The following is a 13,737-nucleotide window of genomic DNA, read 5'->3' on the forward strand; positions in this document are numbered from 1 at the left end:
CCCTTCTAGCCTATTAGATTACTTTTGCTTCTGAATGAAGTAGTTGAATTAACTCTTTTACTTGATCCTTAACATCCCCTGCTAAAATGCGGCCAGCATTTTTTTGCTTCGGTAAGTAGACTTCAACCGTTTCAATTTTTAGTTCAATATCATCTTCATCGATATCTAAATCATCTAATTCTAATTCTGCAAGTGGCTTTTTCTTAGCTTTCATAATACCTGGTAATGACGGATAGCGAGGCTCATTTAATCCTTGCTGAGCTGTTACTAATAAAGGCAATTTAGTTTCAATTACTTCTGAATCACCTTCAATATCACGAACGATTTTTACGTCTGTTCCGTTAATTTCTAAATCCGTAATCGTTGTAACGTAATTAATATTTAGTAAATCAGCTACACGTGGACCAATTTGACCAGTGCCACCATCAATTGCGACATTCCCAGCAAGTATTAAGTCAGCCTCTTTATCTTTTAAATATTCTGCTAGAATGTAAGCCGCAGTTGTTTGATCTAGTTCATCTAAATCATCTTCAGTATTAATTAGAACAGCTTCATCAGCACCCATTGCAAGAGCAGTACGAAGTTGTTTCTCGGCATCTTCACCGCCAATAGTTACAACGGTTACTTTTCCACCTTTAGCATCTCTTACTTGAATTGCTTCTTCTATCGCATACTCATCGTATGGGTTGATGATGAATTCAGCACCATCTTCTTGAATTTTCCCACCTGAAATAACGATTTTTTCTTCCGTATCAAATGTACGTTTAACTAATACGTAAATGTTCATTTATATACCCCCTATTCAAATTATTTGCCCGTGAAATTTGGCTTGCGTTTTTCAATGAAAGCTTGAATTCCCTCTTTTGCATCTTCTGAAACAAATACCGTTCCGAAACTTTCTGCTTCCGCTTTAACCCCTTCGTAATAAGAAGCATCTTTACTATATTGAAGCATTTGAATGGCAGCTTTTAGAGCAATTGGACTCTTTTCAGCTATCTTTTTAGCTAGTTCCGTCGATTTTTGTAACAGCTCTTCATTTTGAAAGGCTTTGTTAGCTAGTCCATATTGAACAGCTTCGCTACCCGTAATTGGTTCGCTAGTAAAGAGCATTTCAGCAGCCTTTGCTGTTCCTACATACCTCGGTAATCGCTGAGATCCAGCAAATCCAGGAATTAGTCCTAGACTTAACTCTGGTAAACCAAGTTTTGCATCTTCAGCTACATAGCGTATATGACAACTCATCGCCAGTTCTAGTCCCCCACCTAATGCTGCACCGTGTATTGATGCAATAATCGGCTTTGGAAAAGATTCAAGTCTTTCAAAAACTTCTTGCCCCTGTGCTGCTAATTTAGAAAATTCTTCACCTGAAGTAACTTCTGTAAATTCCTTAATATCAGCACCTGCTGAGAAGAATCGGCCTTCACCGTGAATCAAAATGACTCTAACAGATTCATCATGTTCGAAGGCGTTTAACATCTCATTTACTTCAAGTATTAGTTGTCTTGATAATGCATTTGCCGGTGGTCGATTAATTGTTACGACAGCAACTTTTTCTTCAATTTTCCAAGTTAGAAATTCCATTCTCTAGTCCCCTTTATGTTTATCCTTTTAGACCATTTAACAATAATTTCTTCACTTTTGGTGCACTTTCCAGTAAATCATATCGAAACTCATTCATCACCCATGTTGTAATGTTTTCATCGATTGTTCCAAATACCATTTGTCTAGCAACACGAACATCCATCGTTGGATCAAAATCACCCTTAGTCATACCTTCAATTAATATTTCATCTAGTAATTTTAAATATTCTTTAAGAATCATATTTATTTTCATACGGATTTCTTTATTTGACTGTCTCAACTCTAACTGTGTCACAGTTGCAAGGTGGTGATCGTTAGCTAAAACTTGAAAATGGTTATCGATCATCTTAGACAATTTTTCAATCGGAGTTTTATCCTTTTGAGTAATCTCAGTTAAACTTTCTACGAAAACCCCCATTTTCTCTTGAAACACTGAGATTAATATATCTTCTTTATTTTTGAAATATAAATAAATAGTTCCATCCGCCACACCTGCTTGTTTTGCAATTTTTGAAACTTGCGCTTGATGATAGCCACTTTCAGCAATCGCAATTACAGCTGCATCCACTATTTGTTTATATTTCGGTTTATCACGATTCATACTTACACCGCCATTAAAAATCATTGTCATTTGCAAAATTCATAATTAGCAAATAATGATGCTATTGTAGAATTTTTATGCAAAAAAAATACGAAAACATAAAATGAATGATGATTCATTCATGTTTTCATATTATAGTTTATTTAATTTTCTGTCAACACTTCAAAACGATTATTTTACTTGTAATTGCACCGCCTTTGCCTTTTCTTCATCAATTAATGAGCGACGTAAAATTTTACCTACAGCGGTTTTCGGTAATTCCTTTCGGAATTCATAGAAACGAGGTACCTTATATGCCGCTAAATTTTGTCGACAGTACTGATTTAATTCTTCCTCTGTAACTGTTTTCCCTTCCTTAAGAACAATATATGCTTTTACCGTTTCTCCACGGTAAGGATCTGGAATACCAGCTACTACACATTCTTGAACCGCATCGTGTTCATATAACACTTCTTCAACTTCTCTCGGGTAAATATTAAATCCTCCAGCGATAATGATATCTTTTTTACGATCGACTACATAGAAGTACCCTTCCTCGTCCATATAACCAATATCACCAGTTAAGAACCATCCATCAGAAAACGACATTGCCGTGTCCTCTGGTCTATTCCAGTAACCTTTCATCACTTGTGGGCCTTTCACTGCAATTTCACCAATTTCTCTTGGCGGTAAAATCGTTCCATCGGAAGATTGTAAAATGACTACATCAGTATTTGGCCATGGAACACCAATTGACCCTTTTACACGTTTACCCCAAATAAAGTTCGCATGTGTAACAGGGGACGTCTCAGTTAAACCATAACCCTCAACAAGTTTTCCACCAGTAAGTTCTTCAAATTTATCTTGAACCTCTACAGGTAATGGAGCAGACCCGCTTATACATGCCTTAATGGAAGATAAATTATATTTCGACAGATCAGGATGATTTAATAGCCCAATATACATCGTTGGTGCACCTGGGAACAGAGTTGGTTTTTGTTTATCGATTGTTTTCAATGCTGTTTCCACATCAAACTTTGGTAATAAGACCATCTTATTATTTTTCAATACCGTTAATAACAATACCGTTGTCATACCATATACGTGGAAAAATGGAAGCATGCCAAGAACAACTTCTTCACCTTCAACACATTGATACAACCATGCATCACACATTTTCGTATTTGCGATTAAATTCTTATGTGTTAACATAACCCCTTTTGGATAGCCTGTTGTACCACCTGTATACTGTAGTAAAGCAATATCATCTTCTTCAAATACAACATTCTCAATTGAATTTGCTTGTGCTACACGCATGATTTCTGTGAATAGGTGATTTATACCTTTGTGTTCAACTTTTACACTAAATCCGTATTGCTTTTTTTGAATAAATGGATAAATTAAGTTTTTTGGGAATGGTAAATAATCTTTAATACCCGTTATGATAACGTTTTCAATTTTTGTTTCTTTAATTACCTTCATCACTCTTGGATATAAAATATCCATTGCTAAAATTACTTTTGCACCTGAATCCGCCATTTGATACTGAAGTTCCCGCTCTGTATATAGCGGATTTGTTTGAACGACAATTCCTCCAGCATACAAAGTCCCAAAATAAGCAATTACTGCTTGCGGACAGTTTGGTAGCATAATTGCTACTCTGTCACCTTTTTCCACCCCTAGATCCCGTAAGTAATTTGCAAATTTGAGTGAAGATTCATAGAGTTCTTTGTAATTCATTTCCTTCCCCATAAAATGAATCGCAATTTTGCCTGGGTTTTTCTTGTAAGCTCTAGTCAGTAAGTCTTGTATAGGCATATCTTCATACGTTAGTGTGGTTGGTATCTCATCTGGATACTGCGAAAGCCAAACTTTCTCCGACATGAACATCTCCCCTTTGTTCAGAAAATTCAATTTTCTGAATTTATTATAATTGAAAAAGATTTGTATATCAACTACATTTTTACTAAATTTTCATTAATTCGCTAGAAAATGCACAAATATTCTATCTAATTGACTCGAAATTAATAGAATTTATTATATGATTTATAAAAAGAAATCCTACCATTTAATTATCCCAATATAATATTAGAGCTAAATTTATCCAAAATAAAAAAGTTAGTAAATAGTTGTTTACACTATTTACTAACTTTAGATTTTGAAAAAATTATTAATTATTGAATACTATACAGTGACCATATAATAGACACCTACTAATACGAATAATATACAGACAATAATAAGAACTTTCGCTAACTTTTCCATACAATCGCTCCTAAATAATACTAGCCCCAATTACAAAGGATAATCCCAATGAAATGGTAAATGAGATAAGTCCAACAGAACGATTATCCTTTGCAATTTCTTCATCAACGTTAATGCGCGGTGTTAAAAACTCAAATAAGAAGTATGCACAAATGAGTAGTAAGAACCCAAATAATCCCCATCCAAGCATTTCTAATAAAGAATTGTGACGTTCAATTGAGTATCGAAAAATATTACATACTCCTAATATTTTACCACCAGTAGCAAGAGCAACTGCAACGTTTCCTTTTTTAATTTCTTCCCAGTTTTTATATTTCGTAACAAGTTCAAATAAAATCATTGACACAATTAAACAAAGAATTACCACACTGAAATATCCTGCGGTTTCAACTACCGGATGATCCCAAAAGCTTGAATTTTGCAATTTGTCATCCCCTTTTCGATTTGCAGTAAAATATATACCTTACTGCACACAGCTTTTTTACTTTAATTCTACTACAGTTACACCAAATCCACCTTCACCGGCTTCTCCATATCGGAACGACTTAACTCTCTTATGTTTCTTTAAAAATTCTTGAATCCCTTGACGTAAAGCGCCTGTCCCTTTTCCATGAATTATTGAAACACGATGGTAATTTGCGAGCAAGGCATCATCAATATATTTTTCTGTTCTAAGAATAGCATCTTCGTAACGTTCGCCACGTAAATCTAATTCTAGCTTCACATGTGAGTTTCTATTTTTTATGTTCGCCATAGTAACAGTTTGTTTTTGTTTTTCCGGTTTTACATATTCAAGGTCGGATTCTTCAAGTTTCATTTTCAAAATACCAATTTGAACAACCCACTCATGGTCACCTACTTTTTCCACAAGTACACCCTTCTGACCATAGCTAATTACTTTTACTTCATCGCCAACAGAAAGGTTTTGAGCTCTTTCACGAATTTGTGCTTGTTTTTTCAAAACAGGATTTTCAGCTGGTGCAGCTTCATCCAATCGTTTTTTCGCTTCAATGAGCTCGTGTTCTTTAACAAGGTGGCTTGCATTTTCTCTCATTTTCCGTAATTCAGCAATTACCTTTTCAGCTTCCGCTTTCGCTTCATCTACAATTTTTCGAGCTTTTTCTTTCGCTTTCTTCTCTAAGCTTTCTTTTTTCTCATCATATGTTTTAATTTTCGCTTCAAGCTCTTTGTGTAAGTTCTGAGCTTCTTCTAACAATACATGTGCTTCTTCTGCTTCTCGTTCTGAGCGACGTCTAGATTCTTCTAAAGAAGCAATCATCGATTCCACTTCATGACGGTCTGTACCAGTAAATGATTTTGCTCTTTGTATTATAGTATCTTTTAAACCCAGTCTTTTAGAGATTTCAAAAGCATTTGAACGCCCTGGTACGCCGATTAGTAATCGATAAGTAGGACTTAATGTTTCAACATCAAATTCCACACTAGCGTTTACGACACCTGGTCGATTATATCCATATGCTTTTAGTTCTGGATAGTGAGTAGTTGCCATGACACGAGCACCGCGGTCAACCACTTCATCTAAAATTGATATAGCTAGGGCTGCCCCTTCTTGAGGATCGGTTCCCGCACCAAGCTCATCAAAAATAACGAGTGAATTTGAATCGAACTTTCCTAAAATATCTACAATATTCACCATATGTGATGAGAATGTAGATAGGGATTGTTCAATCGACTGTTCATCACCAATATCGGCAAAGAGTTGTTCAAAAACAGCAAGCTCAGAACCATCGAGCGCTGGTATAGGAAGCCCAGCTTGTGCCATTAAAGTACATAGTCCGACAGTTTTAAGTGTTACAGTTTTACCACCTGTATTTGGTCCTGTAATTACAATCGCTGTAATATCTTTTCCAAATTCAATTGTATTAGGAACAGCCTCTTCTCTTGGAATTAAAGGATGTCTTGCACGTATAAGGCGAATATAACCTTCTTTATTCATTGTTGGTTTTGTGCATTTATTTAATTGTCCATATTTAGCCTTTGCTAAAATGACATCCATTTCTCCTAACAAGTGAACAAGAACAAATAAATCATGACTCACTTCTTGTACTTTTGCTGAAAGTTCTAATAAGATCTTTTCAATTTCTACTTGTTCTTTCACTTTTAGGCGTTGAATTTCATTGTTCAGTTGCACAATTGCTTCTGGTTCAATAAATAACGTTTGTCCAGAAGATGATTGATCATGAACAATCCCACCATAATGACTTCGATATTCTTGTTTTACTGGAATTACGAAACGGTCATTACGAATAGTCACAATTGAGTCAGAAAGCATCTTCGCTGCATTTGACCCACGTGTTAAACTTTCTAATTTAGATCTAACCTTTGCTTCCTCAGATCTTAAAGATTGTCGAATTGAACGTAAAGTGCTACTTGCTGAATCCATCACCATTCCGTTTTCATCGATGCAGTCATTTATCTCATGTTGTAAAGCAGTAAGAACAGGCATTTGTTCTTTTCGTTCTATGAAATGTGGAATTTCTATTTCATTTTCTTCTTGTATTTCTTCAATGAAGTTTCGAAGTATGCGACTTGCTCTAATTGTACTAGCGATTTCCATTAGTTCCATACCGCTAAGCATCCCGCCAATTTGAGCACGTTTCGCATGAGGACGAACATCAAATATTCCACCCATAGGGACGTTTCCTTTTACACGTAAAATGGATAGACCTTCGTCCATTTCATCGAGTAGTTCAACTACTTTTTCATAATCTGTTTCTGGTATTAGTTGCTCAATCTGTGATTTTCCTATTGAAGAAGTACAAAGACTTGCAACTTGGGCAATTATTTTATTGTATTCTAGTGTTTTCAATGCTCGTTGCGCGATCATTTATGAACACTCTCCAATCTAATTCGAATTCGACAATACTATCTACTTGTTTTTATATATAAAAGTTTCAAAATCTTTTCTCGACCATGTATTTACAACTAAATCTTTTTTCAACCATGCTTTTTGCGCATACTCTGTGCCTAGTTTCATATAACGTAACTGTTCAATTGCATGGGCATCAGTGTTTATTGCGATCGGTACATTGTACTCCATGGCCAAAGCTAAATGTTCAACGCATAAGTCAAGACGATACGGACTTGCGTTTAATTCTAAAATCTTTCCGTATTCAGCAGCCCATTCAATTAATATCGGTACATCAGGGTTATAACCGTTACGCTCCCCAATAATTCGACCTGTTGGGTGAGCAATCATATGAACATATGGATTTTGGATTGCTGTATATAAGCGGCCCATTATCTTATCTTGTGATTGTGAAAAGCTCGAATGAATTGATGCAATGACGAAATCTAAGCTTTTTAGTACATCATCATCAAAATCGAGGGAACCATCTGGTAAAATATCCATCTCTGTACCTGCATATAAACGAAACTCTGGATTTTCGTCATTAAATGCGTAAATTTCTTGTCTTTGTCTTAAAAGACGTTCTGGAGTTAATCCGTTTGCTACTTTCAAATATTGCGAATGGTCTGTAATGACAGCATGGGTATAATCTCGATCAATTAATGCTTCTCCCATTTCTTGAATAGAATGGGCACCGTCAGACCATGTCGTATGCAAATGTAAGTCCGAAACAATATCATCAATAGTAACTAAATGTGGGATTTCTTCAAGTCGTTCTAACTCTTGACCACTTTCACGTAATGTCGGCGGAATAAATGGCAAATCAAAATGAGCATAAAATGCTTTTTCTGAATTGAACGTCTTTACTGTTCCATCAGGTTGTTCCACACCATATTCACTAATTTTTTTATCTTGTTCTTTTGCTCGCTGACGCATTTTCACATTATGATCTTTTGACCCTGTGAAATGATTTAGTGTAGTTACATATTCTTCTGGACTAACTAAACGGAAATCAACATTAATTGCATCGTCAATATTTAGCACAACGGATACTTTTGTATCACCATCAGCTACGATTTCCTTAACTGCTAGATCCTTTAAAATTTTTTCCTTCACGATTTCTCTAGATTCAGTAGAGATTACAAAATCTAAATCTTTACTCATTTCATTCACACGTCTAAAACTACCTGCTACTGAAAATTGTTTTACTTCTAGAATTGAACTAAGTAAATCATTAATATCACGAACAATCATCTCTAATTGCCAGATTGGATGTCTTTCACTTCGTTCTCCAAAATGCTCTAGCTCTTTTAATATTTTTTCCTCAGTTTTCGCCCCGAATCCAGCCAGCTTTTGTACTTCCTTATTTTCACATGCAGTTCGTAGGCTATCAACACTATCAATACCTAGTTCTTGGTACAACTTAGATAACTTTTTACCTCCTAAGCCCGGAAGTTTCATTAGAGGAATTAGCCCTTTTGGAGTTTTTTCTTCTAACTCTTTTAGTTGAGAGGATTCCCCAGTTTCCATTAATTCATCTATTACAGCAGCTGTACCTTTACCGATACCTTTTATTTTTGTAATATCATCGATTTCACTTAAACTTCTTTGATCTGCCTCAAGTGCTGCAGCTGCTTTACGAAACGCAGATACTTTAAAAGGATTTTCTCCTTGTAATTCTAGAAAAAGTGCAATTCTTTCTAATGTATTAATTATGATTTTTTTATTCACAATCGGACTCCTCCTTTGTACAGCTTTTCTATAGTTTAGACTTAAATACCTGAAAAAACTTCTCCCAGGATTGAGAGAAGCATTTTTTACTTTTCATTTAATTTGTGTAAATATACCACCAATTTTGGAACATGCCAGTAATAAGTGGTGTATGTTCTAACATTAACTTTGTTATAAACGATCCGCTTAACAGTCCTTGAATTGGTCCCAATGGCAATAAAGCCAGAACATATAGGATAATAAAAGCAATTAAGTAGAATTCGATAAAACATAGTACCGCTCCAAGTAAACGGTTTACTGATTTTAAAACAGGTAAGTACGTTAAAAAATCAAATATCGATGCAATGACTTGTAATACAATTTTTGTCGCGAAGAAAATGACAGCAAAGGCGATAATTCTATAAAACGTATGATCTACGTCAATCGAATCTAGAATTAACGTCTTTGATGTGTCTTCACTTATCCCTGGGTACGGAACCCAGAGTACAAAATTATCTGCTAAAGGTCTATAAAAGATATAAGCTACTAATAATGAAACAAAGTAACTTATTAAGTGGATTGCCTGTACGACAAACCCTCTTTTAATTCCGACCATTAAACTAGCAATAAATATAATTATTAAAAATAAATCTAGCATACCATTCAATCCTTTAGTTTTCTTAATTCGTCTTCGAGTTTTTCAACTTCTACCTTAAGCTTTAGCATTTCGTTCACCGTGTTGACAGCAGTTAGGACCGCAAGCTTACCACTATCCAAAGAAGGATTAAGAACACTAATTTCACGCATTTTATCATCTACTATTGAAGCTACTAATCGCATATGCCCGGTAGATTCGGTCCCTACCATTTTATAAGTATGACCAAATATTTCCACTGATATTCGATTTTTTTCTTGTTCAGCCAAATGAGATACCTCCCACAATCGTAAGCAACTAGCAATTAAAAAGCCATTATTAATGAACTCAAAACCAATGACGATTAGCTTAAAAAAATAATTCATACTATTTAGATACTATTAGAATATTCTAGCAAAATACATAATACATATCATAACATCTTTGGAATACATAGTACAACTACAAAAAGGTTACAAAACCAATGACATCAACATCTTACCTGAGTTTATTAATATAACATATTTGGGAATCATTCATAGAAATAAAGCTAGAATGGTTTTTAATGGGATTTAATAGATTGGTGAATTGATTTGAATCAGTTTTAATTTACCAATGCTAACCAGTTTAAGTACAGTTTTTGATGACTAAATATCTTCCAATTTGCACCTTCTTTTCTAGACGCCCCCACAGTTTACTGTGTATATTTAGATAATGATAAGCGATTCATAACTAATTGATAAAGCTAAATGATAAAAATTTATTATTTATGTAATAAAGGAAAATTTAACAATGGAAGGATTTCGAATATGACAAATATTGTATTGCAGCTATCTGTCGAGCAACAACAAAAAGTAAAAACTACTTATGCTTCTAACAAAGTTGACCGAAACGCACCAGGAGTAGTTTTCTCTGCAAAATTGCCGGATGTGGCAGTAACTGTATATAAATCTGGAAAAGTAATGTTTCAAGGTAATGGTGCCGAGCGGGAAGCAGCAAAATTCGGGGAAGTTGCGTTGAAAAGTAGTGAAAAGCAAACTTCTAATCAGACAATTAAAACAAAGGGCGATCAACTACCTGATAACTTTGCAGGAATGTCAGTATTAGGGTCTGATGAAACAGGCACTGGTGATTATTTTGGTCCTATCACTGTTGCAGCTGTTTATGTTCCAAGAAATAAGATAGAACTCATTCAAGAACTTGGAGTAAAAGATTCTAAAATGCTTACTGATGCTAAAATGTTGGAAATCGCACCGTCCATAAAAGCGGCTTGCACACATAGTATACTGACTTTACGAAATGATAAATATAATGAAATCCAAAGTAAAGGTTATTCCCAAGGTAAAATAAAAGCTCTTCTTCATAATCAAGCTTTAAAACATGTGTTGAATAAAATGGCACCAGAAAAACCAGAGTATATTCTAATCGATCAATTTGCCGAAAGAAACACTTATTATAAGCACATACAAAGTCAAAAAGAAATTGTTAAAGAGAATGTCCTCTTTTCAACAAAAGCCGAACAACTTCATGTCTCTGTTGCTGCTGCCTCTATTTTAGCCCGCTATGCATTTTTAACGGAGATGGATAAATTAAGTAAAAAAGCAGGTGTGGAATTACAAAAAGGTGCAAGTGGCATCGTGGATAAAATGGCTGCCCAAATATGGCTGAAACATGGTGAAGAATTTTTGCACTCCATTTCAAAATGGCATTTTGCCAATACAGAAAAAGCTCGAGTGTTGGTTAATAAAAAAAGAGTATAACTTGACTTAGAAAAACCGAACTTAATGAAACTTAAATAATTTGTTTCATAGTAGTTCGGTTTTTATTTGAAGGTTTTAATATTTTACATAATTGTTGTCACGTAACTCACTTTCTCGTGATAACTTCCAGCGGCTTACCAAAATCTTGTCATGCAACACGTTTTCTCGTGACAACTTTTAGTGGTTTACCAAAATTTTGTCACGCAACTCAATTTCTCGTGACAACTTTTAGTGGTTTACCAAAATCTTGTCACGTAACTCAATTTCTCGAGACAACTTTTAGTGGTTTACCAAAATCTTGTCACGCAACACGTTTTCTCGTGACAACTTCCAGCGGTTTACCAAAATCCTGTCACGCAATACGTTTTCTCGTGACAACTTTCGGTGGTTTACGTAAATCCTGTCACGCAACTCACTTTCTCATGACAACTTCCACCGGTTTACCAAAATCTTGTCATGCAACTCATTTTTATAAGTTATACTTTTTATTTTGATTTTGGCTCTGATTGTTTTTTGTATTAGTACTTCCACTTTCCATCTCTTTAAATTCCTTTTTATAAGTTACCTCTTGCATTTTTGTTAAGGCATTATCATTTGTTGTTAATTGTTCATGAGGTTGTTTCCCTTTCATTGTAGTACACTCCTTTCATTTTATAAGTTTAGTTTTGCCTGTAATACAAATGCTATGTAAAGAATAATTAAATAAAAAAACCGGAAACTACAATGACAGTAGTTTCCGATTGTTGTAATTCATAATTATTTTTTAATAAACATTTGTGTCCAAATATTTCCATTAGAAACGTAACCTACACCCATATGAGTAAAGTTAGAATTTAAAATGTTTGCACGGTGACCAGAACTATTCATCCAAGCATTTACTACTTCTTGTGGAGATCTTTGTCCTTTAGCAATGTTTTCTCCAGCTGCTTTATAGTTAATCCCATATGCTTTCATCATATCAAATGGTGATCCATAAGTTGGACTTGTATGGCTAAAGTAACCTTTTTTCGCCATATCTTCTGATTTGTGTTCTGCTACTCTAGCAAGCTCCCAATCATTTTTCAATGCTGGTAAACCAGCTTTTGCACGCTCAACGTTAACTAAACGAAGTACTTCTTGTTCATATGCAACGCCCTCTTGAGTAGGAACGTTAATTTGTTGACCTGGGTAGATTAAATTTGGATTTTGTAATTGTGGGTTTGCATTAATTAATTCTTGTACACCTGTTTGTGTTTTAACAGCAATTTTCCATAATGAATCGCCTGATACTACTTTATATGTTGAACCTGCTGCGAAAGCAGTTACTGGAACAATTAATGAAAGTGATAGAACTGATGCAACTACACCTTTTTTCAAGTTTTTAAACATCTAATCAATCCTTCCTTCTGTTTGGTATAACTCTATGATAATAGCTATCTAGCACCAATTCATTGCAAAAATAATGGTAGGATTGTTTCATCAATGTTACAAAAGTATTAATTCAAATTTTAATTACAATCATACCAATAGTTCTTAACTCTTAATATTTGTCATATTTCTCGAAAATGGGTATAAAAAATATTTTTTGATTTTCATAATTTCAACTACTATTTCCAAGGATTATAATAAAAAATTACCAAAAAAAGAGAGAAAGCACTCTTACATGCCTTCTCTCTTTCTATTTTCGTTTATATTATTACACAAATGTTACTTGATGATTTTGCTTATTGCTTTGAATTCATCGCCCTTTGCAATTTGTTGCATCTCAAACAACGCCATCTCTACTGTTGTAAGTTTTGCTCCAAGTTGCTTCATCTTTTCTAGACCAACCTCTTTACTTAAAGCAGTTCTAGACGATACACAATCCGCTAACACTTCAACTTCATATCCATTTGAAAGTAATTGGGCTGCTGTTTGATATACACATATATGCGTTTCAACTCCGGCAAGTAATACCTTTTTACGACCTGTTGCCTCTAACTGCTCAACGAATTCAGGTGTATCGTATGCACTAAATGTAATTTTTTCAATTGGTTTTTGATCTGTTAAAAGTTCGGCAATCTCTTCTACAGTTGGTCCAAGCCCTTTTGGATATTGTTCCAACCATAGAATAGGTAAATTCAATACTTTAGCGCCTTGTACAACATTTGAAATATTTTGAATGACAAATTCACTATTATCTACAATTCTAGCAAGTTTCCCTTGGATGTCTATTAGAACTAAAACTGTATCCTCTTTATGCAACATGTTCTTTTCCCCCTTTGTTAATTTAAACAACTACCTCTCTATTATATATAGGAAAAAATATAAAAGAAATTCCTCAGTATTAGAACCACATTCAATTCTTTAAATAATCGCA

The 13,737-nt window shown here is 34.5% G+C and carries 13 protein-coding genes; 1 reads left to right on the forward strand and 12 read right to left on the reverse strand.

Annotation, left to right across the window (positions count from 1 at the left end; translation table 11 throughout):
* Nucleotides 1-13: 13 nt before the first annotated feature.
* From CRO45_RS04695 to zapA, 9 genes are all read right to left on the reverse strand, one after another.
* On the reverse strand, nucleotides 14-787 hold the full coding sequence (locus CRO45_RS04695) for an electron transfer flavoprotein subunit beta/FixA family protein (protein ID WP_097148476.1): 774 nt from the start codon (nucleotides 785-787) through the stop codon (nucleotides 14-16).
* 20 nt (nucleotides 788-807) lie between these two features.
* Nucleotides 808-1,581 (reverse strand): enoyl-CoA hydratase, encoded by a 774-nt coding sequence (locus CRO45_RS04700; protein WP_097148477.1) that lies wholly within the window; start codon nucleotides 1,579-1,581, stop codon nucleotides 808-810.
* Nucleotides 1,582-1,600: 19 nt separating this feature from the next.
* On the reverse strand, nucleotides 1,601-2,182 hold the full coding sequence (locus CRO45_RS04705; protein WP_097148478.1) for a TetR/AcrR family transcriptional regulator: 582 nt from the start codon (nucleotides 2,180-2,182) through the stop codon (nucleotides 1,601-1,603).
* Nucleotides 2,183-2,353: 171 nt separating this feature from the next.
* Complete coding sequence (locus CRO45_RS04710) at nucleotides 2,354-4,045, reverse strand: long-chain-fatty-acid--CoA ligase (RefSeq protein ID WP_097148479.1); 1,692 nt, start codon at nucleotides 4,043-4,045, stop codon at nucleotides 2,354-2,356.
* 391 nt (nucleotides 4,046-4,436) lie between these two features.
* Entirely contained in the window at nucleotides 4,437-4,850 is a 414-nt protein-coding gene (locus CRO45_RS04715; RefSeq protein WP_097148480.1) for a DUF350 domain-containing protein, read from the reverse strand.
* Nucleotides 4,851-4,907: 57 nt separating this feature from the next.
* Nucleotides 4,908-7,274 (reverse strand): endonuclease MutS2, encoded by a 2,367-nt coding sequence (locus tag CRO45_RS04720; protein WP_097148481.1) that lies wholly within the window; start codon nucleotides 7,272-7,274, stop codon nucleotides 4,908-4,910.
* Nucleotides 7,275-7,316: 42 nt separating this feature from the next.
* Nucleotides 7,317-9,026: a DNA polymerase/3'-5' exonuclease PolX gene (gene polX, locus CRO45_RS04725; RefSeq protein WP_170949406.1), complete on the reverse strand. Its 1,710-nt coding sequence runs from the start codon at nucleotides 9,024-9,026 to the stop codon at nucleotides 7,317-7,319.
* 97 nt (nucleotides 9,027-9,123) lie between these two features.
* A complete protein-coding gene (locus CRO45_RS04730; protein WP_097148483.1) occupies nucleotides 9,124-9,663 on the reverse strand; it encodes a CvpA family protein in 540 nt (179 codons plus the stop codon).
* Nucleotides 9,664-9,668: 5 nt separating this feature from the next.
* A complete protein-coding gene (zapA, locus tag CRO45_RS04735; RefSeq protein ID WP_097148484.1) occupies nucleotides 9,669-9,929 on the reverse strand; it encodes a cell division protein ZapA in 261 nt (86 codons plus the stop codon).
* 519 nt (nucleotides 9,930-10,448) lie between these two features.
* Between zapA and rnhC the strand changes: the two genes are divergently transcribed.
* Nucleotides 10,449-11,399 (forward strand): ribonuclease HIII, encoded by a 951-nt coding sequence (gene rnhC, locus CRO45_RS04740; RefSeq protein ID WP_097148485.1) that lies wholly within the window; start codon nucleotides 10,449-10,451, stop codon nucleotides 11,397-11,399.
* A gap of 469 nt (nucleotides 11,400-11,868) precedes the next feature.
* Here rnhC and CRO45_RS19985 read toward each other — a convergent pair whose 3' ends face one another.
* From CRO45_RS19985 to CRO45_RS04750, 3 genes are all read right to left on the reverse strand, one after another.
* A complete protein-coding gene (locus CRO45_RS19985) occupies nucleotides 11,869-12,030 on the reverse strand; it encodes a hypothetical protein (RefSeq protein WP_170949407.1) in 162 nt (53 codons plus the stop codon).
* A 125-nt stretch (nucleotides 12,031-12,155) separates the two neighbouring features.
* Nucleotides 12,156-12,767 carry a SafA/ExsA family spore coat assembly protein gene (safA, locus tag CRO45_RS04745; RefSeq protein WP_097148486.1) on the reverse strand — a complete coding sequence of 204 codons (612 nt, stop codon included), beginning with the start codon at nucleotides 12,765-12,767 and terminating at the stop codon, nucleotides 12,156-12,158.
* Between the two features lie 318 nt (nucleotides 12,768-13,085).
* Nucleotides 13,086-13,625: a hydrolase gene (locus CRO45_RS04750; RefSeq protein ID WP_097148487.1), complete on the reverse strand. Its 540-nt coding sequence runs from the start codon at nucleotides 13,623-13,625 to the stop codon at nucleotides 13,086-13,088.
* Nucleotides 13,626-13,737 lie beyond the last annotated feature (112 nt).

Source organism: Ureibacillus acetophenoni (assembly GCF_900220965.1).
Taxonomy (GTDB): Bacteria; Bacillota; Bacilli; order Bacillales_A; family Planococcaceae; genus Ureibacillus; species Ureibacillus acetophenoni.

Coding starts and splice junctions, on each gene's coding strand:
- CRO45_RS04750 (WP_097148487.1), bottom strand. CDS start 13,625: ATGTTGCATAAAGAGGATACAGTTTTAGTTCTAATAGACATCCAAGGG.
- rnhC (WP_097148485.1), top strand. CDS start 10,449: ATGACAAATATTGTATTGCAGCTATCTGTCGAGCAACAACAAAAAGTA.
- CRO45_RS04695 (WP_097148476.1), bottom strand. CDS start 787: ATGAACATTTACGTATTAGTTAAACGTACATTTGATACGGAAGAAAAA.
- CRO45_RS04705 (WP_097148478.1), bottom strand. CDS start 2,182: ATGAATCGTGATAAACCGAAATATAAACAAATAGTGGATGCAGCTGTA.
- safA (WP_097148486.1), bottom strand. CDS start 12,767: ATGTTTAAAAACTTGAAAAAAGGTGTAGTTGCATCAGTTCTATCACTT.
- CRO45_RS19985 (WP_170949407.1), bottom strand. CDS start 12,030: ATGAAAGGGAAACAACCTCATGAACAATTAACAACAAATGATAATGCC.
- CRO45_RS04710 (WP_097148479.1), bottom strand. CDS start 4,045: ATGTCGGAGAAAGTTTGGCTTTCGCAGTATCCAGATGAGATACCAACC.
- CRO45_RS04730 (WP_097148483.1), bottom strand. CDS start 9,663: ATGCTAGATTTATTTTTAATAATTATATTTATTGCTAGTTTAATGGTC.
- CRO45_RS04700 (WP_097148477.1), bottom strand. CDS start 1,581: ATGGAATTTCTAACTTGGAAAATTGAAGAAAAAGTTGCTGTCGTAACA.
- CRO45_RS04720 (WP_097148481.1), bottom strand. CDS start 7,274: ATGATCGCGCAACGAGCATTGAAAACACTAGAATACAATAAAATAATT.